Source organism: Phytohabitans sp. LJ34 (assembly GCF_052068095.1).
Classification (GTDB): domain Bacteria; phylum Actinomycetota; class Actinomycetes; order Mycobacteriales; family Micromonosporaceae; genus Phytohabitans.
In genome coordinates this window covers 47,691-69,423 of sequence record NZ_JBQHDG010000037.1, presented here as the reverse complement: position 1 = coordinate 69,423, position 21,733 = coordinate 47,691, and the positions used below count along the sequence as shown (strand labels likewise).

Annotated in this window: 24 protein-coding genes; 13 read left to right on the top strand and 11 right to left on the bottom strand. The window is 69.4% G+C overall.

The features are described from left to right. Positions 1-48 precede the first annotated feature (48 nt). The 4 genes from ACTMTJ_RS42690 to ACTMTJ_RS42675 all read right to left on the bottom strand — a co-directional run bounded on the left by ACTMTJ_RS42690 (position 49) and on the right by ACTMTJ_RS42675 (position 4,058). Positions 49-1,194, bottom strand: coding sequence for a hypothetical protein (locus ACTMTJ_RS42690; protein ID WP_441224489.1), 1,146 nt, complete (start codon positions 1,192-1,194; stop codon positions 49-51). Between the two features lie 4 nt (positions 1,195-1,198). Further along, positions 1,199-1,711, bottom strand: coding sequence for a SigE family RNA polymerase sigma factor (locus ACTMTJ_RS42685; RefSeq protein ID WP_441224488.1), 513 nt, complete (start codon positions 1,709-1,711; stop codon positions 1,199-1,201). Positions 1,712-1,890: 179 nt separating this feature from the next. After that, complete coding sequence (locus ACTMTJ_RS42680) at positions 1,891-3,003, bottom strand: FG-GAP repeat domain-containing protein (protein ID WP_441224487.1); 1,113 nt, start codon at positions 3,001-3,003, stop codon at positions 1,891-1,893. Positions 3,004-3,068: 65 nt separating this feature from the next. Continuing rightward, complete coding sequence (locus tag ACTMTJ_RS42675; RefSeq protein ID WP_441224486.1) at positions 3,069-4,058, bottom strand: LLM class flavin-dependent oxidoreductase; 990 nt, start codon at positions 4,056-4,058, stop codon at positions 3,069-3,071. Positions 4,059-4,480: 422 nt separating this feature from the next. Here ACTMTJ_RS42675 and ACTMTJ_RS42670 point away from each other — a divergent pair, with 422 nt between their 5' ends. The 9 genes from ACTMTJ_RS42670 (at position 4,481) to ACTMTJ_RS42630 (ending at position 13,607) form a co-directional block, all read left to right on the top strand. Then, positions 4,481-5,707, top strand: coding sequence for a PQQ-dependent sugar dehydrogenase (locus tag ACTMTJ_RS42670; RefSeq protein WP_441224485.1), 1,227 nt, complete (start codon positions 4,481-4,483; stop codon positions 5,705-5,707). An 876-nt stretch (positions 5,708-6,583) separates the two neighbouring features. Continuing rightward, the gene (locus ACTMTJ_RS42665) at positions 6,584-7,573 is read left to right on the top strand and encodes a tyrosinase family protein (protein WP_441224484.1); all 990 of its coding nucleotides are present in this window, start codon (positions 6,584-6,586) and stop codon (positions 7,571-7,573) included. A gap of 27 nt (positions 7,574-7,600) precedes the next feature. Beyond that, positions 7,601-8,581, top strand: a complete 981-nt coding sequence (locus ACTMTJ_RS42660) for a HEAT repeat domain-containing protein (protein WP_441224483.1) — start codon at positions 7,601-7,603, stop codon at positions 8,579-8,581. A 47-nt stretch (positions 8,582-8,628) separates the two neighbouring features. Further along, positions 8,629-9,735: an SCO family protein gene (locus ACTMTJ_RS42655; protein ID WP_441224482.1), complete on the top strand. Its 1,107-nt coding sequence runs from the start codon at positions 8,629-8,631 to the stop codon at positions 9,733-9,735. Positions 9,736-10,024: 289 nt separating this feature from the next. Beyond that, entirely contained in the window at positions 10,025-10,924 is a 900-nt protein-coding gene (locus ACTMTJ_RS42650) for a methyltransferase domain-containing protein (RefSeq protein ID WP_441224481.1), read from the top strand. After that, positions 10,921-11,346 carry a hypothetical protein gene (locus tag ACTMTJ_RS42645; protein ID WP_441224480.1) on the top strand — a complete coding sequence of 142 codons (426 nt, stop codon included), beginning with the start codon at positions 10,921-10,923 and terminating at the stop codon, positions 11,344-11,346. Before ACTMTJ_RS42650 ends, ACTMTJ_RS42645 begins: the two co-directional genes overlap by 4 nt. 2 nt (positions 11,347-11,348) lie before the next feature. Beyond that, entirely contained in the window at positions 11,349-11,936 is a 588-nt protein-coding gene (locus tag ACTMTJ_RS42640) for a recombinase family protein (protein WP_441224479.1), read from the top strand. A 48-nt stretch (positions 11,937-11,984) separates the two neighbouring features. Further along, a complete protein-coding gene (locus ACTMTJ_RS42635) occupies positions 11,985-12,947 on the top strand; it encodes an NADP-dependent oxidoreductase (RefSeq protein ID WP_441224478.1) in 963 nt (320 codons plus the stop codon). 69 nt (positions 12,948-13,016) lie between these two features. After that, positions 13,017-13,607: a hypothetical protein gene (locus tag ACTMTJ_RS42630; RefSeq protein ID WP_441224477.1), complete on the top strand. Its 591-nt coding sequence runs from the start codon at positions 13,017-13,019 to the stop codon at positions 13,605-13,607. 37 nt (positions 13,608-13,644) lie between these two features. Here the strand turns inward: ACTMTJ_RS42630 and ACTMTJ_RS42625 are convergent, their stop codons facing one another. The 4 genes from ACTMTJ_RS42625 to ACTMTJ_RS42610 form a co-directional block, all read right to left on the bottom strand. Beyond that, positions 13,645-14,316 carry a Crp/Fnr family transcriptional regulator gene (locus tag ACTMTJ_RS42625; protein ID WP_441224476.1) on the bottom strand — a complete coding sequence of 224 codons (672 nt, stop codon included), beginning with the start codon at positions 14,314-14,316 and terminating at the stop codon, positions 13,645-13,647. Positions 14,317-14,431: 115 nt separating this feature from the next. Beyond that, positions 14,432-14,884 (bottom strand): Rieske (2Fe-2S) protein, encoded by a 453-nt coding sequence (locus tag ACTMTJ_RS42620; RefSeq protein ID WP_441224475.1) that lies wholly within the window; start codon positions 14,882-14,884, stop codon positions 14,432-14,434. A gap of 14 nt (positions 14,885-14,898) precedes the next feature. Next, entirely contained in the window at positions 14,899-15,450 is a 552-nt protein-coding gene (locus tag ACTMTJ_RS42615; protein ID WP_441224474.1) for a DUF6529 family protein, read from the bottom strand. Continuing rightward, positions 15,447-16,127 carry a hypothetical protein gene (locus ACTMTJ_RS42610; RefSeq protein ID WP_441224473.1) on the bottom strand — a complete coding sequence of 227 codons (681 nt, stop codon included), beginning with the start codon at positions 16,125-16,127 and terminating at the stop codon, positions 15,447-15,449. Before ACTMTJ_RS42610 ends, ACTMTJ_RS42615 begins: the two co-directional genes overlap by 4 nt. 177 nt (positions 16,128-16,304) lie before the next feature. Between ACTMTJ_RS42610 and ACTMTJ_RS42605 the strand changes: the two genes are divergently transcribed. Continuing rightward, positions 16,305-16,889: an RICIN domain-containing protein gene (locus ACTMTJ_RS42605; RefSeq protein ID WP_441224472.1), complete on the top strand. Its 585-nt coding sequence runs from the start codon at positions 16,305-16,307 to the stop codon at positions 16,887-16,889. Positions 16,890-16,891: 2 nt separating this feature from the next. Then, a complete protein-coding gene (locus ACTMTJ_RS42600; RefSeq protein WP_441224471.1) occupies positions 16,892-17,428 on the top strand; it encodes a COG4315 family predicted lipoprotein in 537 nt (178 codons plus the stop codon). Positions 17,429-17,493: 65 nt separating this feature from the next. Here the strand turns inward: ACTMTJ_RS42600 and ACTMTJ_RS42595 are convergent, their stop codons facing one another. Beyond that, complete coding sequence (locus ACTMTJ_RS42595; protein ID WP_441224470.1) at positions 17,494-17,955, bottom strand: hypothetical protein; 462 nt, start codon at positions 17,953-17,955, stop codon at positions 17,494-17,496. 83 nt (positions 17,956-18,038) lie between these two features. On the opposite strand from ACTMTJ_RS42595, the gene ACTMTJ_RS42590 reads away from it, so the two are divergent. Next, positions 18,039-18,821 (top strand): alpha/beta hydrolase, encoded by a 783-nt coding sequence (locus tag ACTMTJ_RS42590; RefSeq protein WP_441224469.1) that lies wholly within the window; start codon positions 18,039-18,041, stop codon positions 18,819-18,821. Positions 18,822-18,825: 4 nt separating this feature from the next. Here the strand turns inward: ACTMTJ_RS42590 and ACTMTJ_RS42585 are convergent, their stop codons facing one another. Next, the gene (locus ACTMTJ_RS42585; RefSeq protein WP_441224468.1) at positions 18,826-19,746 is read right to left on the bottom strand and encodes a hypothetical protein; all 921 of its coding nucleotides are present in this window, start codon (positions 19,744-19,746) and stop codon (positions 18,826-18,828) included. A gap of 354 nt (positions 19,747-20,100) precedes the next feature. On the opposite strand from ACTMTJ_RS42585, the gene ACTMTJ_RS42580 reads away from it, so the two are divergent. After that, positions 20,101-20,700 carry a hypothetical protein gene (locus ACTMTJ_RS42580; RefSeq protein ID WP_441224467.1) on the top strand — a complete coding sequence of 200 codons (600 nt, stop codon included), beginning with the start codon at positions 20,101-20,103 and terminating at the stop codon, positions 20,698-20,700. Between the two features lie 9 nt (positions 20,701-20,709). On the opposite strand, the gene ACTMTJ_RS42575 is transcribed toward ACTMTJ_RS42580, so the two are convergent. Beyond that, on the bottom strand, positions 20,710-21,645 hold the full coding sequence (locus ACTMTJ_RS42575) for a LysR family transcriptional regulator (protein WP_441224466.1): 936 nt from the start codon (positions 21,643-21,645) through the stop codon (positions 20,710-20,712). Between the last annotated feature and the right edge of the window lie 88 nt (positions 21,646-21,733).

Below are 21,733 nucleotides of genomic sequence, written 5' to 3'. Positions count from 1 at the left end.
CCCGCGCCGCCGCCCGAGCCGGATACGGTCGGGCGGCGGCATTGTCCGTCAGGCCGCGGGAAACCAGGTGCCGGCTTTCTTGAGGTCGGCGAGGGTGAGGCTGTCGACCACCTTCAAAAGCTCCCGCTCCGGGAGCGTCTTGGATGGGTCCTCGACCACGAGGTAGAACTCGTTACCTGGCAGCCTCTTCATGCACCAGTGCCGTCCGGCGTCGCACCGGCTGGTCTGCTTGACCGCGTCCGGCGGCGGGGTGTCCACCCACAGGACGCTGATCAACACCGAGGTGACGGTGCGGTCGTATTCCAGCTCACGCGGGGCGGTCAGCAGTGCCCCCGGCGGCTGGGGTTTGGCGTAGACGAGCGTCGTCATGCCGCGGTTCTCGGCGGTCATGCTCTGGCCGCTGATCCCCTGTAGGGTGAATCCGGCAGGCAGGTATCTGGGCCGAAATGGCACCTTGGCCGACACCGGGCCATCAGCCAGCACGGTGAAACGCTCGGCGATCTCGACCTGGTCAGCGCCTGGAAACCCGGGGCCGTCAGCGGCTAGCTGAGGTTCCAGCACGGCCCAGGCGTCCGGAGCGTACTGCCAGGCCAGGCCGGCCCCGACGACGATCTCCGGTGCGGAGTCCTTACCGACCCCCTTAGGGCGCTCGGGGTTCCAGCCGTCGAGCGGCTTCCGCGCCACCTCGATGTGGTAGGCGTCCCGACCTTGCACCGTCAGCTTGGTGCCGGTCCGAAAGCCCGCCGGGTCGAACCTCCGCGGCTGGTACACCGTCATGGTGCCGGCGTACTCGGTGGTCACCTTGCCCTTGGCGTCCGTGACATCCCGCAATATGCCAGCCTTCTGGTGGTCCGGGGTCACCTCGTCCGGCGCCAGAACGCGGTAGTTGTCGACCTTGTACCTACCGAAGGTGAAGGTGAAGGGCGGCGACGGCGCCGGCGGCGACGATGACGACGGCACCACCACCGGCAGCAGCGCGGTGACCGACCTCTGGTTGCCGGCCACGGTCAGGTTTACCGAAACCAACACCCCCACGGTCGCCACCGCCGCGGCCACCATGCCGGACCCACCCAAGCGCACCGCGAACGCACGCCGCTTGCGCCGCCGGCCGGCGGCGACGACATCGTCCACACTGTGGCGTCGCGGCGGCATGTCGCCCCTAGCCGTCAGCAAGATCTCGCGAATGTCGCGCATTGTCTTATCCCTCCTCCGGTTGTCCGACCAGTGCGATGTCGTCAGCCACCAGCAGCCGGCGCAGGGTCGCCAGCCCACGCACGGTCTGGCTGGTGACCGTGCCGGGGCTGCGGCCGAGCGCCGCGGCCGTATCCTCGACGCTGAGATCGGCGTAGAAGCGAAGCACCAGCACCGCCCGCTGCCCGGCCGGCAGCTGCCGTAGCGCGTGCCGTAGCCGGATTGCCTCGGTGACCGCATCGGACTGGTCCGACACGACGACGTCTGGCAGGGCCTCGCTGGCTGACCACTCCCGCCGCCACGGGCGGCGGGACTCGTCGACCACCGCCCGCATCACCATCCGAACGATGTACCGCTCGGGCGAGTTGACCTTGTCCCAACGCACGTACAGCTTCGCCAGGCACGTCGACACCGCGTCTTCCGCGACCTGCCAATCTCCACACGTCAGGTACGCCAGGCTGCGAAGCATGTCCATGCGTGCGGCGACGAACCGTCGGAACTCCTCGTCGTCCGGTTTCACTCGGCACCGCCCCTTCCGTTGGCCATAAGACGGAGGGAACCGGCCAGCGCACTGCATCGAACGGCGAGGAATTCTTCACGAACCCCGGCCGATCGCCGCCAGTCACAGCGGACCACGCACACAGCGGTGGCCCAACCCCGCGAAGGATTGGGCCACCGCGTCTGCCCGGGTCGTGCCGCTCAGCTCGTGCCGGGATTGGTCCGGATGGTGAGTTTGGCCGAGCCGGAGGCGACCACCGCCAGGTCTGGCCGGTCGCCAGCGTCCAGGTTGGCCAGGATCAGGTCGTGTGGCTGATCTCCGGCCGGAAGCCGGCGGACGTGTACGAACGTGTCGTTGTCGTTGCGCAGGATCGAGACGTCGTCCGTATCCTGGTTCGCCGTCGCCAGGTCCTGGTCGCCGTCGCCGTCCAAGTCAGCCGCCGCTATGCCGCGAGGATAGTCACCGGTCTGTACGACGAGCGGCGGGTCGAAGGCCGCGTTTCCGTCGTTGCGCAACAAGGAGACGTTGTTGCCGAAGGTGTTCGTCACGGCCAGGTCGTTGTCGCCGTCGCGGTCGAAGTCGAGCGCCACGATGTCCCACGGCCCGTCGCCCCCGCGATGCCAGGTGTATGGCGCGAAGCTGCCACCACCGCTGTTACGCAGCACGGTGACGTTGCCTGACCAGTTCGTGTAGGCGATGTCGGCGTCGCCGTCGCGGTCCAAGTCGGACACCACGATGCGGACGGCGACGTACCCGTTGCCGTACTGACCGCCGTAGGTGAGAACACCGGTGCCGTCGTTGTAGAACGGTGTGGCGGTGAAACAGTTGGTGGTCGCGGCGACGTCGGGATGGCGGTCGCCGTTGATGTCGCCGACGGTAACCCCGGTCACCGTGTAGCACGCGTCGTAGTCAACCGGCGGATCGAGAGTGCCGTCACCGCGACCGAGCAGCACCGAGACCGTGCCGGGGATGCCGGCCAGCCCGACCACTACGTCGCCGTGGCCGTCCCCGTTGAGATCGGCGCCAGCCAGGTCGGTCAGCGAGGCGTCGCCGAACGGATTGGCCGACTGGACGAGCGTGACCCGCCCCGTCCCGTTGTTGCGCCAGGTCTGGATTCGCCCCGATCGGGAACCGACGACGATGTCGTTGTCACGGTCGCCGTCGAGATCGGTCGCGACGATCGCTTCCGCCTCGGCGGCGAGATCGTACGTGTAGGTCGCCGCCTGCGCCGGTGTGCCGACGGCCGCGACCGCCAGCACCGCGACGCCAGTGACGGCAAGGAATCGAGTTCTGGATGGGAGAAGTGCGGTCACGGTTGCTCTCCTCGACGCTGGGTTGATCTCCTTGGAGCTTGGCCGGCACCAGCCCGCACCGCCGCCTACGGCGCAGCGGCGCGCAGAGTCGCTTCGATCTGTTCCCATGGCAGGCCCGGTGGGATGCCGACCATGGTGATGTCCACAGCGTCCGCCCACCGCTGGAGCTGTCGCTGGACACTTGCCTCGTCGCCGTACGCGGTGAATTCGTCCAGCAAGGCTTGGGCGTCGGGCGGCACGACGCCGGCCCCAGGCGCATGGGGCGGGTTCGCGGCGCGCACGAGGTCGACCTCGGCGCCGAGTCCCTGTGCGGCGATCAGACGCGGGTAGACGTCTCCCATCCGCGCCAGGTATTGGCTGGTGCACGCGGCGGCGACGGCCCGCGCGGCGCCGATGTTCCGGTCCACGACGGCGACGGGCCCGGCCGCGATGGTGACGGCCGGACGGTGACCGTCGACGGACGCCCGGCGCCGCCCGATTTCGGCCGCGAGCTCCCGGCACCGATCCCGCCGCAGATATATGGGGTACCAACCGTCGGCGAGGTCGGCCACTACCGGCAGGGTCCGCGCACCGGTAGCCGCGATCCAGATTGGCAGCTCTGCCACGGGCGGGAGGCCAAGCCGCAGGGGCCGAGCTCCAGGTGTCGCCGTTACCGGTGCCCGTTCGCCGGCGAGCAGAGCGCGGACGGTGGTGGCAACCTGCCGGAGCCGGCCGGCCGGGTTCGCGAATTCGACGTCGTGCCAGCCTTCCACGAGCTGCCTGGTGCTGGCGCCCAGTCCGAGGACGAAACGGCCCTCGGAGAGCTGGTGTAGGGTGACCGCGCTCATCGCGAGCGTGGCAGGGCTACGCCCCCACACCGAGAGGATGCCGGCGAGGAGCGTGATCCGCGTCGTTTTCGCGGCGATCTCGGCCAGCACGATCGTCGCGTCGAGGCCCCACCCTTCGGCCACGGAGAAGACCTCGTAGCCCAGGTCTTCGGCGAGGCGGGCGGCTCGCACGATCACGTCGCGCCGGACCTCCATCGGCGTCAGCGCGACACCGCGCCGGGCCGCCATCACCGGGTCACCGCCGCGTCCGCGTGCTTTGCGCCTCGGCGCGTCATCTTCAGGCGGCTCGGCGTCGTCGCGGACTTCGCCATCTCGGTGTCGACGAATCCAAGCCGCACGGTGGTAACCCTCACGCCTGTCCCCAACTTCCTGCCAAGAGCTGGTGAGTCTGTCCGGAGGGCCGGCCGGCCGCCTGATCCCGGACGATGTCAAGGGAGGCGACCCCCATCTGGCTCCAGGCCCGGTCGGCCGACCGACCGGTTTCTGATACTAGCAGCCCGCACGGCGAAGCCGCGATGGCGAGGCAGACCGCCGGGCAAGGGCGGTGACAACCAACCGTGGTGCGGGAGTTGGATATTGGCACGAGTCGATGTATCGTGGGAACGCTCCCAGATTGCGTCCTCCAAACCACTTGCTCGAGGAGCTGAAACATGTCGCGACGGCGTTATCGCCCGGCCTCCATGCTGGCCGGCCTGCTCGTTCTGGCCCTTTCTGCGCTCCTGTTGCCAACGGCGTCGGTGGCCGGCACCGCCACGGCCGGCACATCCCGCACCAGCGCGGTGCCACTCGCTGAGCTGACCGTGGTATCCGAACAGGTGGCCTTCGGTCTGCGGCGTCCGATCGCGCTCACCGGGCTGCCGGACGGCCGGATGCTGATCGCGGAGAAGGACGGCACCGTCCGCGCCTACCACCCCGACACCGGCTTGGCGGCTGACCCGGTGCTCGACCTGTCCGCCCGGATCGACACGTCGGACAACGAGCGCGGCCTCCTCGGCATCACGCCCGCGCCGAACTTCGCGCGGACCGGGATCCTCTACGTGGCCTACACGAGCCTGCCGGCCGGCGCGCTGACCCTGGCGCGCGTGCCCATCGGCGCTCCCGACCGGGTGCAGGTGCTGCTCACCCAGGAGCACGCCGAGTACGGCAACCACAACGGCGGGCAGGTGGCGTTCGGCCGCGACGGCTACCTCTACTGGTCCCTCGGCGACGGCGGCCACGCGAACGACCCGTTCAAGGCGGGCCAAAACCTCGGCACCCTGCTCGGCAAGATCGTGCGGATCGACGTCAACCGCACCTGCGGGGCGAGGCCCTACTGCGTGCCCTCCGACAACCCGTTCGTCCGCACGCGCGGCGCGCGGCCGGAGATCTGGGTCTACGGGCTGCGCAACCCGTGGCGGTTCTCCGTCGACAAGGTCGACAACTCGCTGTGGATCGGTGACGTCGGCCAGGGCCTGATCGAGGAGATCAACCACATCCGCCCGTGGCAGCGTGGGGCGAACCTCGGCTGGTCCTGCCGAGAGGGCACCCCGGTGTTCGACCAGACGCAATGCCGGCCGGGCGTGCGCTACACCGACCCAGTCTTCGAGTACGAACACTTCATGACGGAGAGTTGCTCGGTGACCGGCGGCGTGGTGTACCGAGGATCTGCCACGCCGGAGGCACAGGGCACCTACATCGCGAGCGACTACTGCTCGACGCTCGCGTTCGCCGTGCGGCCCAAACCCACGGGCGGCTACGAGTCCGCCATAATCGGCAACCTCCCCACCCAGCCGACCGCGATCGACGCCGACGTCAACGGCGAGCTGTACGTGCTCAGTGACCTCCCGGGATTTATGAGCCGGATCCGGTTCGAGCGGGTCCAGCCGCAGAACACCTGAGCAATACCTCCGCATCCGCAAGACCTTGGGGACGGCCGCCTCCGGGCGGCCGTCCCCGGCTCATTTCCGCGCGATGCCCGTCGTGGTCCATGCCGCTGCTCCCGCGGCCTCACCCGTTCGCCGCTGGTCGCGCTTACCCCGGCGGCCGCGCCGGGACAGCCTTCCCGACAGATCAGCCGCGGCCGGTCCGCGAAGGCCTTCAGTCGTAGATCGTGGACCGCGGGCCTGGCAGCGGAGGCCGGGGTTTCGGCGAGCGCTGCGAGCCGCCGGCCGCAGCGGTCTCCGGCGGGAGCGGCGGCCCGCGGCTGACGCGAGCCCGGGACACCTGTTTCGAGCGGACCCTGACACCGAAAGGTCTAGATTCCTATTAGGACACAGATCCGAGCTACCGCGTTGTCCGCCGTCCAGACCGCTGCTCCCCCGGTCGGAGATTGCGGCGTGTTCGCCCGGCGGAGGACTCGAACGTGATAAGAAGATCACGGGATTGACAAGCGGTGTGCGCACCCATTCAGCGAATCGTATTTTCACCCCTATAGGGGGCGGCAATTCTGTCCGTCTGGGCGTTGGTGAGGAGGCTTCATGCAGATCGACCTTACTATCGCTCATGCGGATGCGGCCGGTAGAAACTACCTGACCTGGACGCCCGTCCGGGCCACTATTCGCGTACTCGACGACAACGCTGGCGCACCCGTCCCGCTGACGGTGAGCAACGACAACCCAGCCGTGGGCGGCCAGCTCGAGTTCGCCGGCCACCGGGATCAGCCCCGGGCGCCCTCGTTGGACCTGGTGCTCGCGCCCGGCGCCGCGTCCGTCGACTTCTGGGTCGCCGCGGTGGTGGGCAGGCCGAGCAGCAGCGACGGCGACGCGGTCATCCGGGTGACGAGGGCGGGCGAGCAGCAGGCGCTCGTCTCGAAACCGGTGATGGTCCGCGTTCGGAAGGACGCGAACACGCTAAGCGCCGGCGAACGGGACCGGTTCACGACTGCGCTGGCCACGTTGAACGATCAAGGCGCCGGGCTGTTTCGGGACTTCCGGGAGATGCATCGGCAGCAGGTCGCGCTCAACCAGGCGCACGGAGCGCCAGGTTTCCTGTCCTGGCACCGGGCCTACCTGCTAGACCTGGAACGCGAACTTCAGCGGATCGATCCGAGCGTCACCTTGCCGTACTGGCGCTTCGACCGCCCGGCACCGAACGTGTTCACCGTCGGCTTCATGGGTCACACCAGTCCGCTGGGCAATGTCTCCTTCAGCGCGACCAACCTGCTGCGCCACTGGCGCACCGACGGAGCGACGGGAATCACGCGGCAGCCGTTTTTCGACGTGCAGAACGCCAGCGCGCCCGTGGCCGCCGAAAGCGCCACGCTGGGCCTCGGCGGCCAGCGCCCGAATGCCGTCTTCGACAACGGCACGGATTCGGGCGGGTTCGACGACATGGAAGGCAACCCGCACGGTTGGGCGCATACAAGCTTTGACGGCTGGATTCGCTCGGCCGGTACGGCGCCGCGGGATCCACTGTTCTTCCTCCTGCACTGCAACGTCGACCGGCTATGGGCCAAATGGCAATGGTTCAACAACCGCTTCGACGGCACGCAGCCGAATACGTACTTCTTTCGCGGCTCGGCCAGCTCGGCGTCCGCCACCGACATCGGCCACAACCTGCTCGACACCATGTGGCCGTGGAACAACGTCACGGGCTTCCCACGGCCGCAGAACGCACCGCGAACCCCGTTTCCGGCTGTACCGACCGCGACCGCGCCCAGCGCCACCCCGACCGTCGGCGAGATGATCGACTACCAGGGATTCCTGGACGCGGGGTCCTACATGAACTTCGCCTACGACGACGTCCCGTACGGCGTCGCGCCGTAACGCCGTACAGCAACGACAGGGGGACACGTGTCCGACCAAGCAGCCCGAAGGCTCAACGAGGAGACGAGCCGCGAGGTGAACGACGCGGCCGCGGCACATCGCCAGTACCTGTCCGACCTCGCGGCGACCGCGGCGGCCAGCCGAGCCGGCCGGGCCGCGGAAGAAGGCCTCAGCCCGGACGCGGACGAAGAACCGGCGATGACGGTCCTGACCGACACCACGCTGCCTTCGGAAACCCGGGTCGAGGTGATGCGGCGCCTTTCCGGCACGATCACCCGTCAAGCCGAGTACATCGAGGCGCTCCTCCGCATCGTGACCGATCGCGGCGACAGCCCCGCGGTGCGGCGAGCGGCACTACAGACCCTCGACAGCGCCGCCTTCCAGGTGGTGCGTTTCCAACCGCACCAGCAGGCGTACGACGACGCGCTGCACGACCTCGTCGACGATCCCGACCCGCCGCTGCGCGAGACCGCCGTGAGCACTCTGGCGTTGCAGCACGATCCGGTCGTCCAGGACACGTTGATCCAGGGACTCCGGGGCGACGGTCCCCTTCCGGTCGAGCGCGAACGCGCCATCATGCTGCTCGCCGAAGACGATCACCTCGACAACCTGCCCTGGCTGCGGGAGATGTACCGCGGCGGTTCGGAGGACGCACGGCAGGCGGCCGTCCGCTACATGGGCTCCTATCCGGACGCCCAGCAGACCCTTGAAGACGTTCTCCGAAACAAGAACGAGTCGGCGGAGGTGCGCCAGCAGAGCGGAGCGTCGTTGCGCCACCTCGCACCGGATCGGTTCGAGGCCGTCGCCAAGGCCATCGCGACCGACCAGACCGACGATCCGCGAGTCCGCACCGCATGCCTGACGACGCTTCAGCATCTGGGCGACACCGAACATGTCTACGCGGACACGGAGTTCGTCGATCGCGTACGGGTGCTCAGCGACGAAGAATCCGTGCCCGATCTCGCGCGGGCCGCACGCGATCTTCTCCGCCGCAGGCCCGCGCGATGAGCGAGCGTGGTGAGCCAACCATCAGCGGGAGCCCGCGCGAGGCCTCGATGACGGACACGGAGGTCGCCGCCCTCGTCGACAGCCTGCGTCACGCCTCGCACGGATCGGACGGCCTCACGGCGCTTCTGCCGGAAAACCTGCCCATCTATCACGGACGCAGCGCCGCCGAGATGAACCGCATACGCGGCTATCTGCTCGCCGCCTTCGCCGACACCGGGCTTCCCGACGGGGCCCTCCCCTACGTGATCGAGTCTCTGGAGACCGGGCACGATCCCTACGAGGTCGCCGGCGCGGCGATAGGTTTGCGCGGCTTGACACCGCCACCCGCGACCGCCGTGAGGTCACTCCTGCGAGCCGTCGACAACCTCGCCGGCGCCGACGCGACGGTCAGCTTCGAGCGCTACAAGCCCGTCTGGCCGTACACGCAGCCGACGACGGCGCTGACCGAGGTCGTCCGCACCCTCGGCCACCTCGGCGCACCGGCCCGGCCCGCACTGGAGGTCCTGGCCCAGCGGTCCGACCGGTTCTCCGCCCCGGTACTGCGGGAGATGCGGCGCGTTCTCGACCGCGCGGATGCTCGGCCCGCACCGGCTGGTGGGCCCGCCACCGGTCACTCCTGTTGCGCCGGCCGAGCGTCCCGCGATCAGGGAGAGAACACCGCCGCACTGGCCGCCATGCTGGAAGACCAGGACGGGCAACCGGAACGCTTCGAGGAGTTCTTCCGTGGCAAGCCCTCCGTCGTCGCGTTCTTCTACACGCGGTGCGACAACCCCTACAAATGCTCGCGGACGATCACACAACTCGCCGCGCTGCAACGTCGCGTGCACGAACGAGGGCTCGCCGAATCCGTAAACCTCGCCGCGCTCACCTACGATCCCGAGTTCGACCTGCCGCATCGGCTCAAGCGTTACGGCAGCGATCGCGGCATGCGGTTCGACGAACGTGCCCGCTTCTTCCGCGCGACCGCCAACTTTCCGGCGATCCGGCAACGGCTCGACCTCGGGGTGAACTACGGCACGTCGACGGTCAACCGGCACCAGACCGAGGTCTACGTCCTCGACCGGACGGCCGACGTCGTGGCCGCCTTCACCCGCCAACAGTGGGACGTAGACGCGGTGCTGGCGGTCGTCGACAACCTGGCGGCCGACGCCTGATGCCACCATCGCCGACGCCAACCACCTGCTGCCACTGACCGAACCCACCGAACTGAGCCGCGTCATCGACGCCTTCTGCCGGTCGTCGACGATCCGCTGAGCCGTGCACCGCACGGGCGAGGTTGGGTGAGTTCCCCCTCACGACGACGCGTCAAGGGGCCTGACCATGAGTTGATGCGCCGGGCCTCGGCGCGCGATGTGGGGTGGAAACGTTGTGGGAACGGGTAACGGTGATGGCGGCAGCGGTGACCGGACACACAAGCCCGCCGCGCGCGGCGGAGCTGACCGCGTGAAAACCTTGTTCGCCGGCGTCGACCAGACCGCTACCGGTCTGCGGGTGGCGATGGCCGACTACCTCGACGCGGCCGCCGCCCACCCCGCGATCCAGCACGTCCGCCACGCCGAACAGCGCATGCTCGATATCCGGGCCGGCGAGCGGGTACTCGACGCTGGCTGCGGCCTCGGCGAGGTGGCCAGATCCCTCGCGGCCGTGGTCGGCCCCGCCGGCCGCGTGGACGCCGTCGACACCTCACAGACCCTGCTGGAGCACGCCAACCGTCGGCTGCGCGAACAGCCACTGCCGCCCGGCGCCAGCACGGTCAACTACTACCACGGCGACCTGCGCCGGCTCGACACGCCAGACGGATCCTTCGACCTCGTCCGCTGCGAACGCGTCCTGCAACACCTGGCCGACCCCGACGCCGCTGTCGCCGAACTGGTCCGGGTCACCCGGCCCGGCGGCCAAGTGTCGCTTGTGGACACCGACTGGCAGTCGCTGTCGATCGAAGGCGTACCGGCGGATCTGTTCGCCCGGTTGGCCGCCCGCATGCGGCAGGGTCCGATGACCGCGTGGCACACGATGGGCCGCACCTTGCGCGCCCGGCTCCTGGACGCCGGCCTCGTCGACGTCCAATGCCGCCCGGTGACCGCCTGCTTCGTCGGCCGCGCCGACGCGGCCCCGGTCGTGGGCCTGCTCGACGTGGACATGCTCGCCACGATCCTGGCCACCACGTCCGGCAACGGCGTCGGGGACGACGACACCGACCTGGCCAGCGAGTGGCGTGACGCCGTCCGGCTGGCCGACCAGCGAGACCGGCTCCTCACCGCATTGACCATATGGGTCGTCGTGGGGCGTAAGCGGCCCGAAACGGCCGCCGGTACGCGGACACGGGAAACGGGGAAGCGTTGACGACCACGCCGGAGCCGGCTGGGCGGATCGGGTTGGAACCCTCGGGACAGCAGGCGCGCGCGGTGTTGACCGCGGCGGCTGACTACGTCGCCGGATTCCTCGACCGGCTCCCGCAGGCACCGCTGTCGGACCACACCCAGGGCGCCGGTGTACTCGCCGACGAGGCCGTACGGCGCCCACCGCCGGCCGAGGGGCGGCCGTTGGCCGAGCTGCTCGCAGTGCTCGACCGCGCCGCCGGCCCGGGGTTGAACACCGCCAGCGGCGGCCAACTGGCCTTCGTTCCGGGCGGTGGGCTGCTCAGCGCGGCGGTCGCCGACCTGCTGGCGGATGTGCTCAACCGGTACACCGGCTATGCCTTCGCCGCCCCCGGCCTCGTGGCACTCGAGCACGCCGAAAGCGTGGCCTGGCCCGCGCGGGGTTGACCGTGGTGACGTTGCCGGCCGATCCCCGTCGACCCGTGCGGATCGGGTACGGCCGCGTGCCCAGACGTGAGGACACCGATGCCCAGGACGAGGCGCTCGTGGCCGCCGGCTGCGACCGCGTCTTCGTCGACAGGGCGTCTGGCAAGCTCGCCCGCCATCCCGAGCTGCGTAAGGCGTTGCGGTGCATCCGTCCCGGCGACCAACTCGTCGTGACCCGGCTCGACCGACTCGCGCCATCGCTGGAAGACCTCGTGCGACTGTGCGCCGAGCTACGAGCACGAGAAGCCGAACTGGTCGTGCTCGACCCAGGTTTCGACACCTCGACGGTTCGCGGACGGATGCTCTACGAGGTCCTCGACGCGATCGCCGAGTTCAACCACACACACAGGTCAGAACGCACCAAGGACGGCCTGGCCGCCGCCCGTGCACAGGGCCGCACTGGAGGACAGAAGCCCACGCTCAGCCGCCAGCAGGTCCAGACCGCCCTCGCGATGTACGAATCCGGCACGCATACCGTGGGCGAGATCGCCGCCAAGTTCGGTGTCAGCCGACGGACCATCCACCGGCACATCGGGAAGCTCTCCGATTGAGTGTTTTCCCCCTCACCGCGCCCCGGCCGTTCCACGACCATGAGTCTGATGTCGCAGACACCCACCATTGAGCTCCCGCGTCCTGGGACCCCGCTGACCGGCACGATGCGTGCGGTCCTGGCGCGGTCCTTCGGCGGCCCGGATGTGCTGGAAATCGCCGACGTGCCACGCCCGGTGCCCGGTCCGGGCGAGCTGCTGGTGAAGGTAATGGCGGCTCCGGTCACGCCGGTCGACCTGGACATGCGCTCGGGTGAGCTGAGCTCACTGCTCGAGCCGCGGGACGCCTACCCGCTGGGCCGGTGCGCGTCCGGCACCGTGGCCGCGCTCGGGCCGGGCGTCGACGGCTTCCGCGTGAACGACCGCGTGATCGGCATGGTCGGTGACCTCAACTCGGCGTCGGCGGCGCAGGCGGAGTGGGTGGTCCTGCCGGCATCGGCGACGGCGCACGCCCCGAAGACCGTTTCCGCTGTCCACGCTTCGACCATCCCGCTCAACGCGTTGACCGCCCACCAGGCGCTGGACGTGCTCGACCTGCGTCCCGGGCAGTCGGTTCTGGTCACCGGGGCGACGGGCGCTGTTGGTGGGTTCGCCGTGGAGCTCGCCGTGCGGCGCGGCCTCAAGGTGTACGCGTTGGCCCGTGGGTCCGACGAGGTTCTGGTCCGAAATCTGGGTGCGCATCACTTCGTGCCGAGAGGTGGAACCCTGCCGTCCGATGTGGATGGTGTCCTGGACGCCGCCGTGCTCGGCGCCCAGGTGATGCCCGCGGTAAGAGACGGGGGCCGGTTCGTGGCGCTCGTGTACGGCGGGGCGCCGCAACCAGCGCGGGGTATCGCCGTCACTCTGATGTGGACCCGCGCGGACGGGGCTCGACTCGCGTCGCTGGTCGACGCCGTCGACGCGGCCGCGCTGACGCCGCGTGTCGCCGGCATCTACACCTTCGACGCGGTGGCCCGGGCCCACGAGCGGTTTGCCCAAGGAAGGCTTCGTGGTCACCTCGTCCTGGTGCCGTAGGCACCGCCCGGGATCAGGCATGCTTCGCGTCAGCCGGTCCGAGCAGTGTCAATTGATGAGGAGTGCCAGTTGTCCAGCAGCGCTACGAAAACTCAGCGTTGGCTCAGTGCGGCCGCCGCGGGTATCGTCCTCGCTTTCGGGCCCGCGACCAGCGTGCGGGCCGACGTGCGTCCGCCCGCGGGCGGCGAAGGCGCCGTTCCTCTCGCAACAGCGATCGTCTTCACCGGCGGATCCGGCGTGCCTATGGCTGGACGGATGGAAGTACTGCGCGAGGGCATATTCGCGGGTGCGGTGATCACTCAGACCTCTGGAGACAGCGACGGCGACCCTCTGTACTCGCTGAGGTGGGGTCGGTTGCCGCAAAGCTACACCGGTCCGAACGCTCACAGATATCACCAGTACCGCCACCTCTTTACCGGTGGATGCCTCGCCCACTCCGGCACGCTCCTGCTAGTCAAGAGCTGCCAATGGTATGACGACAGCCAGTGGTGGGCAGTTGTCCGCGAGCCGTCGGCTTTCCCTGCGTCCGCCAACCGGCACGTGCTGATTCCGTGGGATGCCCCGCTCATGGCCGCTACCGCGATGTATGGCGCGGTGCAGCTGACCGCCCACACCGGCCAGCAGGCCTCGCAATGGGTGTTCGTCGGTTCGACCCCGTAGCGTGCCGGTCGTCGCTGACTCCGGGGCGGTCCGGTGACTACCGGGGGTGTCTGGTTGCGCGGACCCGTAGTGAGTCCATGTCCAGGACGCTGGTGGACAGCCGGCCGGTGCGGATCCAGCCCTCGCGGCGCAACGCGGCCAGTGCTCGGGTGACGGCCTCTCGGGAGGAGCCGACCCAGTCGGCGAGGTCGTCCTGGGACAGTGGCAGGGTGATCCGGATGGCGCCGGCCTCGTCGTCGGTGCCGAACCGTTCGGCCAGCTCCACCAGCCGGGCCGCCACCCGGGCGGTGGAGTCGTATGCGGTGAACTCCAGCCGTTTGCGGTCGGCGTCGCGTAGCCGGTCGGCGAGGGTGCGCATCACCAATGCGCGCACGCGCGGGTGCTGTTCGAGGTAGGACTCGAAAACCGGTGAGGTCATGACCAGCGCATCGGTCTGCTCCAGGGCGTGCACGCTGGCAGATCGAGGGTTGTCGTTGACGACCGCCATCTCACCGAGCAGCGCGCCCGGTCCGCAGATGGCCAGCAGCGCATGCGCACCGGAGCGGTCCTGCGAAGAGATCTTCACACGTCCGCTGAGCAGTACCGCCACCCACAGCGACGCGTCCGCCTCGCGGATCAGTAACTCACCGCGCCGCCACCAGCGAAAGATGCTGCGTTCACGGAAGGCGGCACGTTCAGCCTCCGACAAGCAGGACCAAAACTCGCTCATAACGGCGTCCCAAGTTGTACCAGCGGCAGAGCACAATAAGCTCGTCGCGACTCCCGCGACCGCGTTCCATGCTCGTCGGCGGCGACCCACCGTCACATCGGTGAGATCACCCAACTCAGGGCAGCCGGATCGTCCCGTCCACCACGGAGATCGCCTTCGGCGGCAGTGGTTTTCTGGCCGGGCCGCTCGCGACGCTGCCGTCGGTCACGCGAAACGTGCTGCCGTGGCACGGGCAGTTGATCGTTCCACCGGACACGTTCTCGACGGCGCATCCGGCGTGCGTGCACACCGTGGAGAAGGCTTTGAACGTGCCGGCCGCCGGTTGCGTGACGACCACCTTCTCGTCGGCGAAGATCTTGCCGCCACCGACCGGGATGTCGGCCGCCTGGCCGATTTCCTTGCCGCCCTTGGCCTGCGGGGTGCTACCCGCGCCGGTCGGAGGTGTCTCGGCGGCGGGCTCCGGTGCGGATTCGGCCTCGCCGCCGTATACCGTGCATCCGGCGCTCAGCGTAAGCCCGGCTGCTCCGGCGCCGGCGAGGAAGGCTCTGCGGGTTCGGTCGGCGTGCATCGGAACTTCCCTCCTCAGAACTCGACGCCGGTCGTCGAGAAGAACCAGAACGACGATGTGAGCCACAGGCCGGTCAGGGCGGTGAAGACAAGGCCGCCGACGACCGGCAGTAGCCAGCCGGGCAGGTTGCGTTTGGGCAGGACGAGCATCTTGACGGTGAAGGCGCCGCAGAAGAAGCAGCCCAGGATCGAGTGCGTGGCCGTCCGCAGGTCGTAGGTGGAAAAGCCCACCGTGTAGAGGCAGTGCACGATGACGGGTAGGGCGAGCAGGAACGCCAGCCGGCCGGACCAGCGATGCACGGGCGCCGCCCACGACGGCGAACGTGTCCACATCAGGCGAGCGGTCACCAGCTGCACCACGGCGAACACGGCCGAAAGCGTGGCGGTCCACACCTTCGCGGTGAGCAGGCTGGAAAAGCCGGCGACGGCGACGGCGACTCCGGTGCCGGTGTGCAGCTTGCCGTACACGCCGAGCGCCACGCTCACGCCCGCGCCAATGGCGAGTGGGATGAGCCAGGCCGCGGGGCGGGAGGGTTTGGCCTGCGTGTCCTTGGCCGCCTGGCTCATCGCTGACCGCCTTGGAGGTAGTCGGCGGTCAGCGGCACGCCGTCGATGGTCACCGCGCCGGTCGCCGGGTCGATCGCCGCGGCGGGCTGCGGCACGCCGTCGCGGGTGACCAGGCCGACCTGGGAACCGTCCGGCAGCACGATCCAGCCGCCCACCACCTTCGCGTTGCGGACCGTGGCCGTGGCGCGGTAGAGCCCGGACGGCTTCTTCACCGCCGGTGCCGTGAACGTGTACGTGGTCTTGTCCTGGCTGACCGTTCCCTTGGCCTTGCCGCCGCCGAAGGTGCCGGTCAACGTGGTGCCATTCGCGCCGGACAGAGTGATCTTGCCGTCGATCGCGGTGCCCTCCAGCCACATCTCACGCTTGCCGTCGCAGACGTACGCGATCGCGACGCCTTCCTTGACGGAGATCGCGACGGACGCCGCGCCGCCGTCGGTGCGCCCGGCCCAGACCGCGGTTACCTTCTCGGCGGCGGCCGTCGGGGATGCGGCGACCACTGGCGGCGCGGTGTCGACCACCGGCGGCGCCGGCGCCGTCGTCGGCGACTGCACAGGCGGAGCCGCCTGCTGAGCCGGCGGCTCGGGCTGCGAATTGTTGGCGTAGGCGCTGGAGATGAACACGCCGGCGGCGACGGCAGCGCCGACGACCAACGTGATCAGCGGAGTATTCCGTTTCACACGGGCAGCACAGCATCGAGAGCATCGACTGTCTGTGTCTTTCTACCTACTGTCCGGGTGACGACCGTCTAATGTCATGAGCCAGGCCGGCGCGGCGGGCGGGTTGTGACCTCGCCTACCCGGCTTGTGGGTACAACGACATACATTCGTCGGGCTTCGTGCCTCACGGTCCTTGGCATGAAATTCCCTGTCAAGCGCACCCCGGCCACGGTCGTGCTACTGCTTGCGACATGGAGCGGACTGGCGCTGGGGTCAGCCCCCGCGTATGCCGATGTCGACGTGGCCAACCGGGTGGTGACCTCGTTCGCCGACGGCACCGTGTTGCAACCGCGAGCCAACGCCAATGGCGCGGAACTCGTTTTCGTGCCCCGCATCGGCAAAGACAACGCCACACCGGACACCCAAACGTTCACTCAACGCCGCGATCCGACCCGGACGGGCTTCAGCCTGGTGTTCACACCGAGCCTGCCCGGCCGCGACCTGTGTGTCGATGTCACCGGCGACTCCCAGCAGCCGCGGGCGCAGCTGATCCTGCGTTTCTGCGATGGCAGCCTGAGCCAGACCTGGTTTCCGGTCGGCGGGACCACCGGACCGCAGTTCTATCGCAACAGCAACAGTGGCCTCCAGTTTGGTCAGCTGAACGGCAAGGCCGTCCAGAACGCCTTCCCCGACCGCGCCGCGTTGCCGCGTGCCGAGTTCCGGGCGCAGACCAACGCTCTGCTCTCCGCTATTTCGCCGCGCTCATTTGGGCAAGGGAGCTGATGATGACGTCTCTTGCCCGTCGGCTGACCACAGCTGCCGTGATCGCCGCCGCGCTCGCGCTGGGCGCGTGCTCCTCACCGGACACGTCCACCAGCCAACCCACGCCCACCGACGCCGCGGACATCGACCTGCCACCGCCCGGCGTGGCGTCAACAGCCAAGGCAACCGTGCAACCCCAGCAGATCACCCTTGCCCTCGCTCAGACGAAGCTCGGGCTGACTCTCACCACCGGTGGCCTCACCGTCTACCGGTTGGAGGCAGACGGCCACGATCCGGCCAGGTCGATCTGCGAGAACGACTGCCCGGTCAACTGGCCGCCGCTGCTGACCGACGGCAGCGCGATCCAGCTCCCACCAGAAATCGACCCGAAGCTCGTCGGAACGGTGCAGCGCAACGACGGCACCACACAGGTGACCCTCGCCGGCTGGCCGTTGTACCGGTTCGTCGGCGACAAGAAGCCCGGCGATGTCACCGGCGAGAACATCGGCGGCAACTGGTCCGCCGTCGGCAAGGACGGCAAGCCGCTGGTGAAGAAGTAGCGCCGGCGAACTGAGCGAGCGCCTGCGCCGCGGTCAGATCGACTCCGGCGCAGGCGCTTGCGTGCTCAGTCGACGCGGCCGCGGCAGTAGTTGTTCCACTCTCTGATTTCATGGACGACGTTGCCGTAGTCGACTTTCATGGTGAAGTGCTGGACGTTGGGCTCCGTAATCCAGAACCTGAGGTCGGTGCTGTCGCCGGTCCGCATGGCCGCGACCAAGCGGTGTTCGACGCCCTGGTTGCTGGTGCCGGTGTAGGCGGGCCAGGCGGCGACGTCGAACTCGCCGCCGGTCGGGCCGCCGGTGCTCGCCACGGTGACGTCCAATTTCCACCATTGGATGCCGTCGCCGTAGTTGACGGGATCGGGCAGCAGGTCGCAGTGGGCCACAAGCTCTGGTGCCAAGCCCGGTATCTGAGGATCGGCGGACGCTGGCGCGGCCGCGAGCAGGAGTGCGGATGCCGCCGCAGCCGCGGCCAGTCGTGGGAAAAGGCTCATGTGGGCATCGTCGAGGGCACCATGCTCGTCCACTGTGTCGTTTGGCGCAGTACCGGTGCGAGATGCGGCATACGGCTTGTGGGAGTATGCGTGTTCGTGGTCTACGAATGCTGGTCATGACGGCATATCGCGAATCGTCGACGAGCTACGAAGCCGCCGACGGCGGTGAATTGCCCCTGCGGGTCTTCGAGCCAGCCGACGGCACCCGACTCGCGGCCGGCATCGTCTTGTTCCACGGCGGCGCTCTGCGCACCGGATCGGCCGACGATCTGGCCCCGCACTGCCGTCGACTGGCGTCGCGCGGGATCCTCGCGGTGTCTGCCGGGTATCGGCTGCTCGGTCGGGGTGCTGTGCGCATCGACGACTGCGTCGCCGACGTCCGGCGGGCGGTCGAGCACTTCACGGGGCTGGCCGCGTTACACGGGCTCCAGAGGTCCCGCCTGTTCTCGGGCGGCAGCTCGGCCGGTGCGCATCTCGCTCTGGTCGCCGCGATGATCGCCCCTGACAGGCCGGTTCCGGCGCCCACGCCCGGCGTCGCCGGCGTCGTGGCCTTCAACCCGGCGGGCCTGGATCTGCTCGCCTTTTCGCCGCGGCTTCAGCGCTCTACCGAGCAGCGGGCCGGCATCGCCGAGGGACGTGCGATCGAGTACTCGCTCATCGAGTTCGTGCGGCCCGGAAACCCTCCGATGCTGATTCACCACGGCACCGACGACGAGGTAGAGCCGATCGACCACGTGCGGCGGTTTCGGGACGCGATGGTGCGGGCCGGCAACGAGTGCATACTGCGCGAGTACGAAAACGCCGCGCACGCGTTCCACTACCCCGGCCGTAGCCGCCACTTCGACGACGTCATCGACGCCACGGCCTCGTTCCTCTTCGATCGGATCGCAGCGACCTGAGCGTTTATGCGTTAGCCCGGCGGAGGCGTTCGGCCGCCTGCGCCCGCAGCGCATCGCCGCCCGCCGGGCTGCCACCGCACAGTGCCATCTCCCGCGCGTTGTACGCGGCCATCCACAAGCTGGCCGCCCACGCGACCTCCAGCTCCACGGCCGTGAACACGCGTCCTCGAACATCTTGATAAGCCACCAGGAACGCCTCGGAGCTTTCGATCGGCGCCAGCGTGGGCGGCCCGGCGCTGGCGAACGACCCGCCCGCCGCTCCCACCAGCGCCGCCTCCGGCTGCCACGCCAGGCTGTCCCAGTCGTGCACCGCCCACACCTGCCGACCCCGCCACCGCAGGTTCTGCGCCTCGAAGTCGGCGTGGCCGAGCGCGCACGGCAGGCCGGCCGCAAGCAGCCGCCGCCGGGCACGCTCAGCCGTCTGGACAATGTGCTCGGACACGACACCCTGGTCCCGGCCCTCGAGAAAGTCGATCGCCGGCCACAACCCAGAATCGGTGTGGTCCCAACGCACCCAGGGCGGATTCGGCAGCGGCGGCGCCACAGTCACGCCGGTAAGTTCGGCCATCAGCCGGGCGAACGCCTCCGCGCAGCGCACGGCTATGTCCGGCGAGTCCCCGTGCAGCACCTCGCCACCGGGCCGGAACTCCTCGGCGTGCACGGCCAGCGCACCGACACCGACCACCGGCGTGAGCGGCCGGGGACACGCAAACCCGCGCTCGGCCAGCCAGGACTGCGCCGCGAGACACGACGCGGCCCGGCCGTCGTCGGCGCGTGCCTTGACCACGACGTTTCTGCCATCGGCCAACCGCAGACCGAACACCACCGAGACCTGTCGCGACTGGAACAGCACGCCCGCGGGCTCGCCGCCCAGATGGTCAAGACACCAAGCCGGCAACCAGTCCGGCATCTCGTCCAACGGCACCTCAAGACTGTGCCATAGACACCGAACGCACCGGCGGCGAGACGTCTGGCTGGATGGACCATTCCCGCCGGGCGGAAGCTCAGCAAGGATAAACGGTCACGTGGCGTGCTACGCCGCTGACTCAAGGGGAGGCCCAATATGCGTAACGTCAAGCGACTCGTCATCGTCGTAGCCGCCGCTACGGCTACGTTGCTGGCCTGGCAAGCGGCTGCCTCGGCCGCGTCGATGGTCGAGTACGCGCTGCTCTGATCCCGCCGGAGCGCGGCTCGCGGTTGCCACGCCAGGGCACGAAGCCAGGCGTTGGTGTGGCGTACGGGACCGCGGGACGGCCGGCGCGCCGGCATGATGCCAGCCATGACAAAGCGGGTGCCGGGGCGTAGGTGGTATGTGGTGGCGGGCGCCGTCGCCACGGTCGGTGTCGTGGTCGCGCTGGTGGTGCTGGCGACGGGTTTCCGGTCGTGGCTGGACGGATTCCCCGACCTGGGCAGCCGTTTCCGGGACGGTGAGTCGGTGCGGGTCGACCTGACGGCCGGGCAGCCGATGGTGCTCTACGTCAGCCCGGACAGCGCCACCACCGACTATCTGTGTACGGGCGAGGTCGCCGGAGTGCCGATCGTGGTCACCGAGGTGACCTACACGTTCACATTCTTCGTTCGCGGGTTTGAGACCTGGGCCGCCCGGTACGAGGTGGAGTCCGCGCGCACCGGGAGCGGGCAGCTCACCTGTTCGCCGGTCAGGGGGCGCGGGGCGGAGCTGCTGGCGATCGGGGAACAGCCCGACAACGGCCGGCTGCTGCGCATCATGGCGACCACGTTCGGACTCGCCGGTGTGGCGGCCGTCGCCGGTATCGGCGCCGGCGGGGTGATCACTCTCGTGACCTGGCGGCGGCGCAAGGCACACCGCGGCGGAGTCGGTGTCCGGAGTGAAGGCGGCCTGCCTCCGAATTCCTATTAGGACGCGGCCTCACCCTTCGCGGCTGGTCGCGGTTACCCCTTCGGGGGCCTCGGCGGCGGCTACCTCGAGCGCGGTGCGCACGAACGCCGCGACCGTGCGGGACCGGGTGCCGGCGCGCCACGCGACCATCACGGTGTACGGGCTGGCGTCGGCGACCGGCCGGTAGACGATGTCGACGCGGTCGTTGGCGGTGGCCAGCGAGCGGGGAATCAGCGCGACCGCCTTGCCGAGCGCGACGACTTCGAGCAGCTGCGCGGGTTCGGCGACCATCGGGGCGTCCGGGCGGCCGCGCAGGGCGGCGCCGGGGATCTGGTCGAGGCCGGCCCAGTAGGCCCGCTCCCGGTCGTTGGCCTCGGGCCACCGCGGCACCGGCCACGGCCACAGGTCGGCGCAGCGCAGCTCGGCACGCCGGGCCAGCTCGTGGCCGCTGGGGAGGGCGGCGACGCGCGGTTCGGTGGTGAGCGGTTCGAGCTCGAGCCCGTGCTCGGCGCAGGGTGAGCTGAGCAGCGCGACGTCGGCCCGGCCGTCGCGGACCATGTCGGCCTGCTCGCGGTAGCCGCTGACCACGATGTCCAGCGGCGGCAGGCCGGGCTGCCGGGCGTACGCCCCGGCGATCCGTTGGAGCAGCCCGGTAGCGAGCCCGGGTTTGGCGGTGGCGGCGAGTGTCGGCTCCGGCACCCCGGCTCGGCGGGTGCGTACGGTCAGCGCGTTCAAGGCGGTGAGCAGCGCGCCCGCCTCCTCACGCAGCGCCTCCGCGGCCAAGGTGGGCTCCACCCGGTGGGTGTCGCGGGCGAACAGCCGCACGCCGAGCTTGCGCTCCAGCCCGGCGATGGCACGGGACAGCGGCGGCTGGGCGATGCCGAGCCGCCGCGCGGCGCGGGAGAAGTTGAGCTCTTCGACGACAGCCATGAAGTAGCGAAGCTCGCGCACCTCGACGTCGCTCATACCCGCTGAGTATAACGAGCCACCCGATCGATCTTTCCGGCCGCGACGCCGGCGCGGATTAATCGAGGGACCACCGACAGCTCCGGAC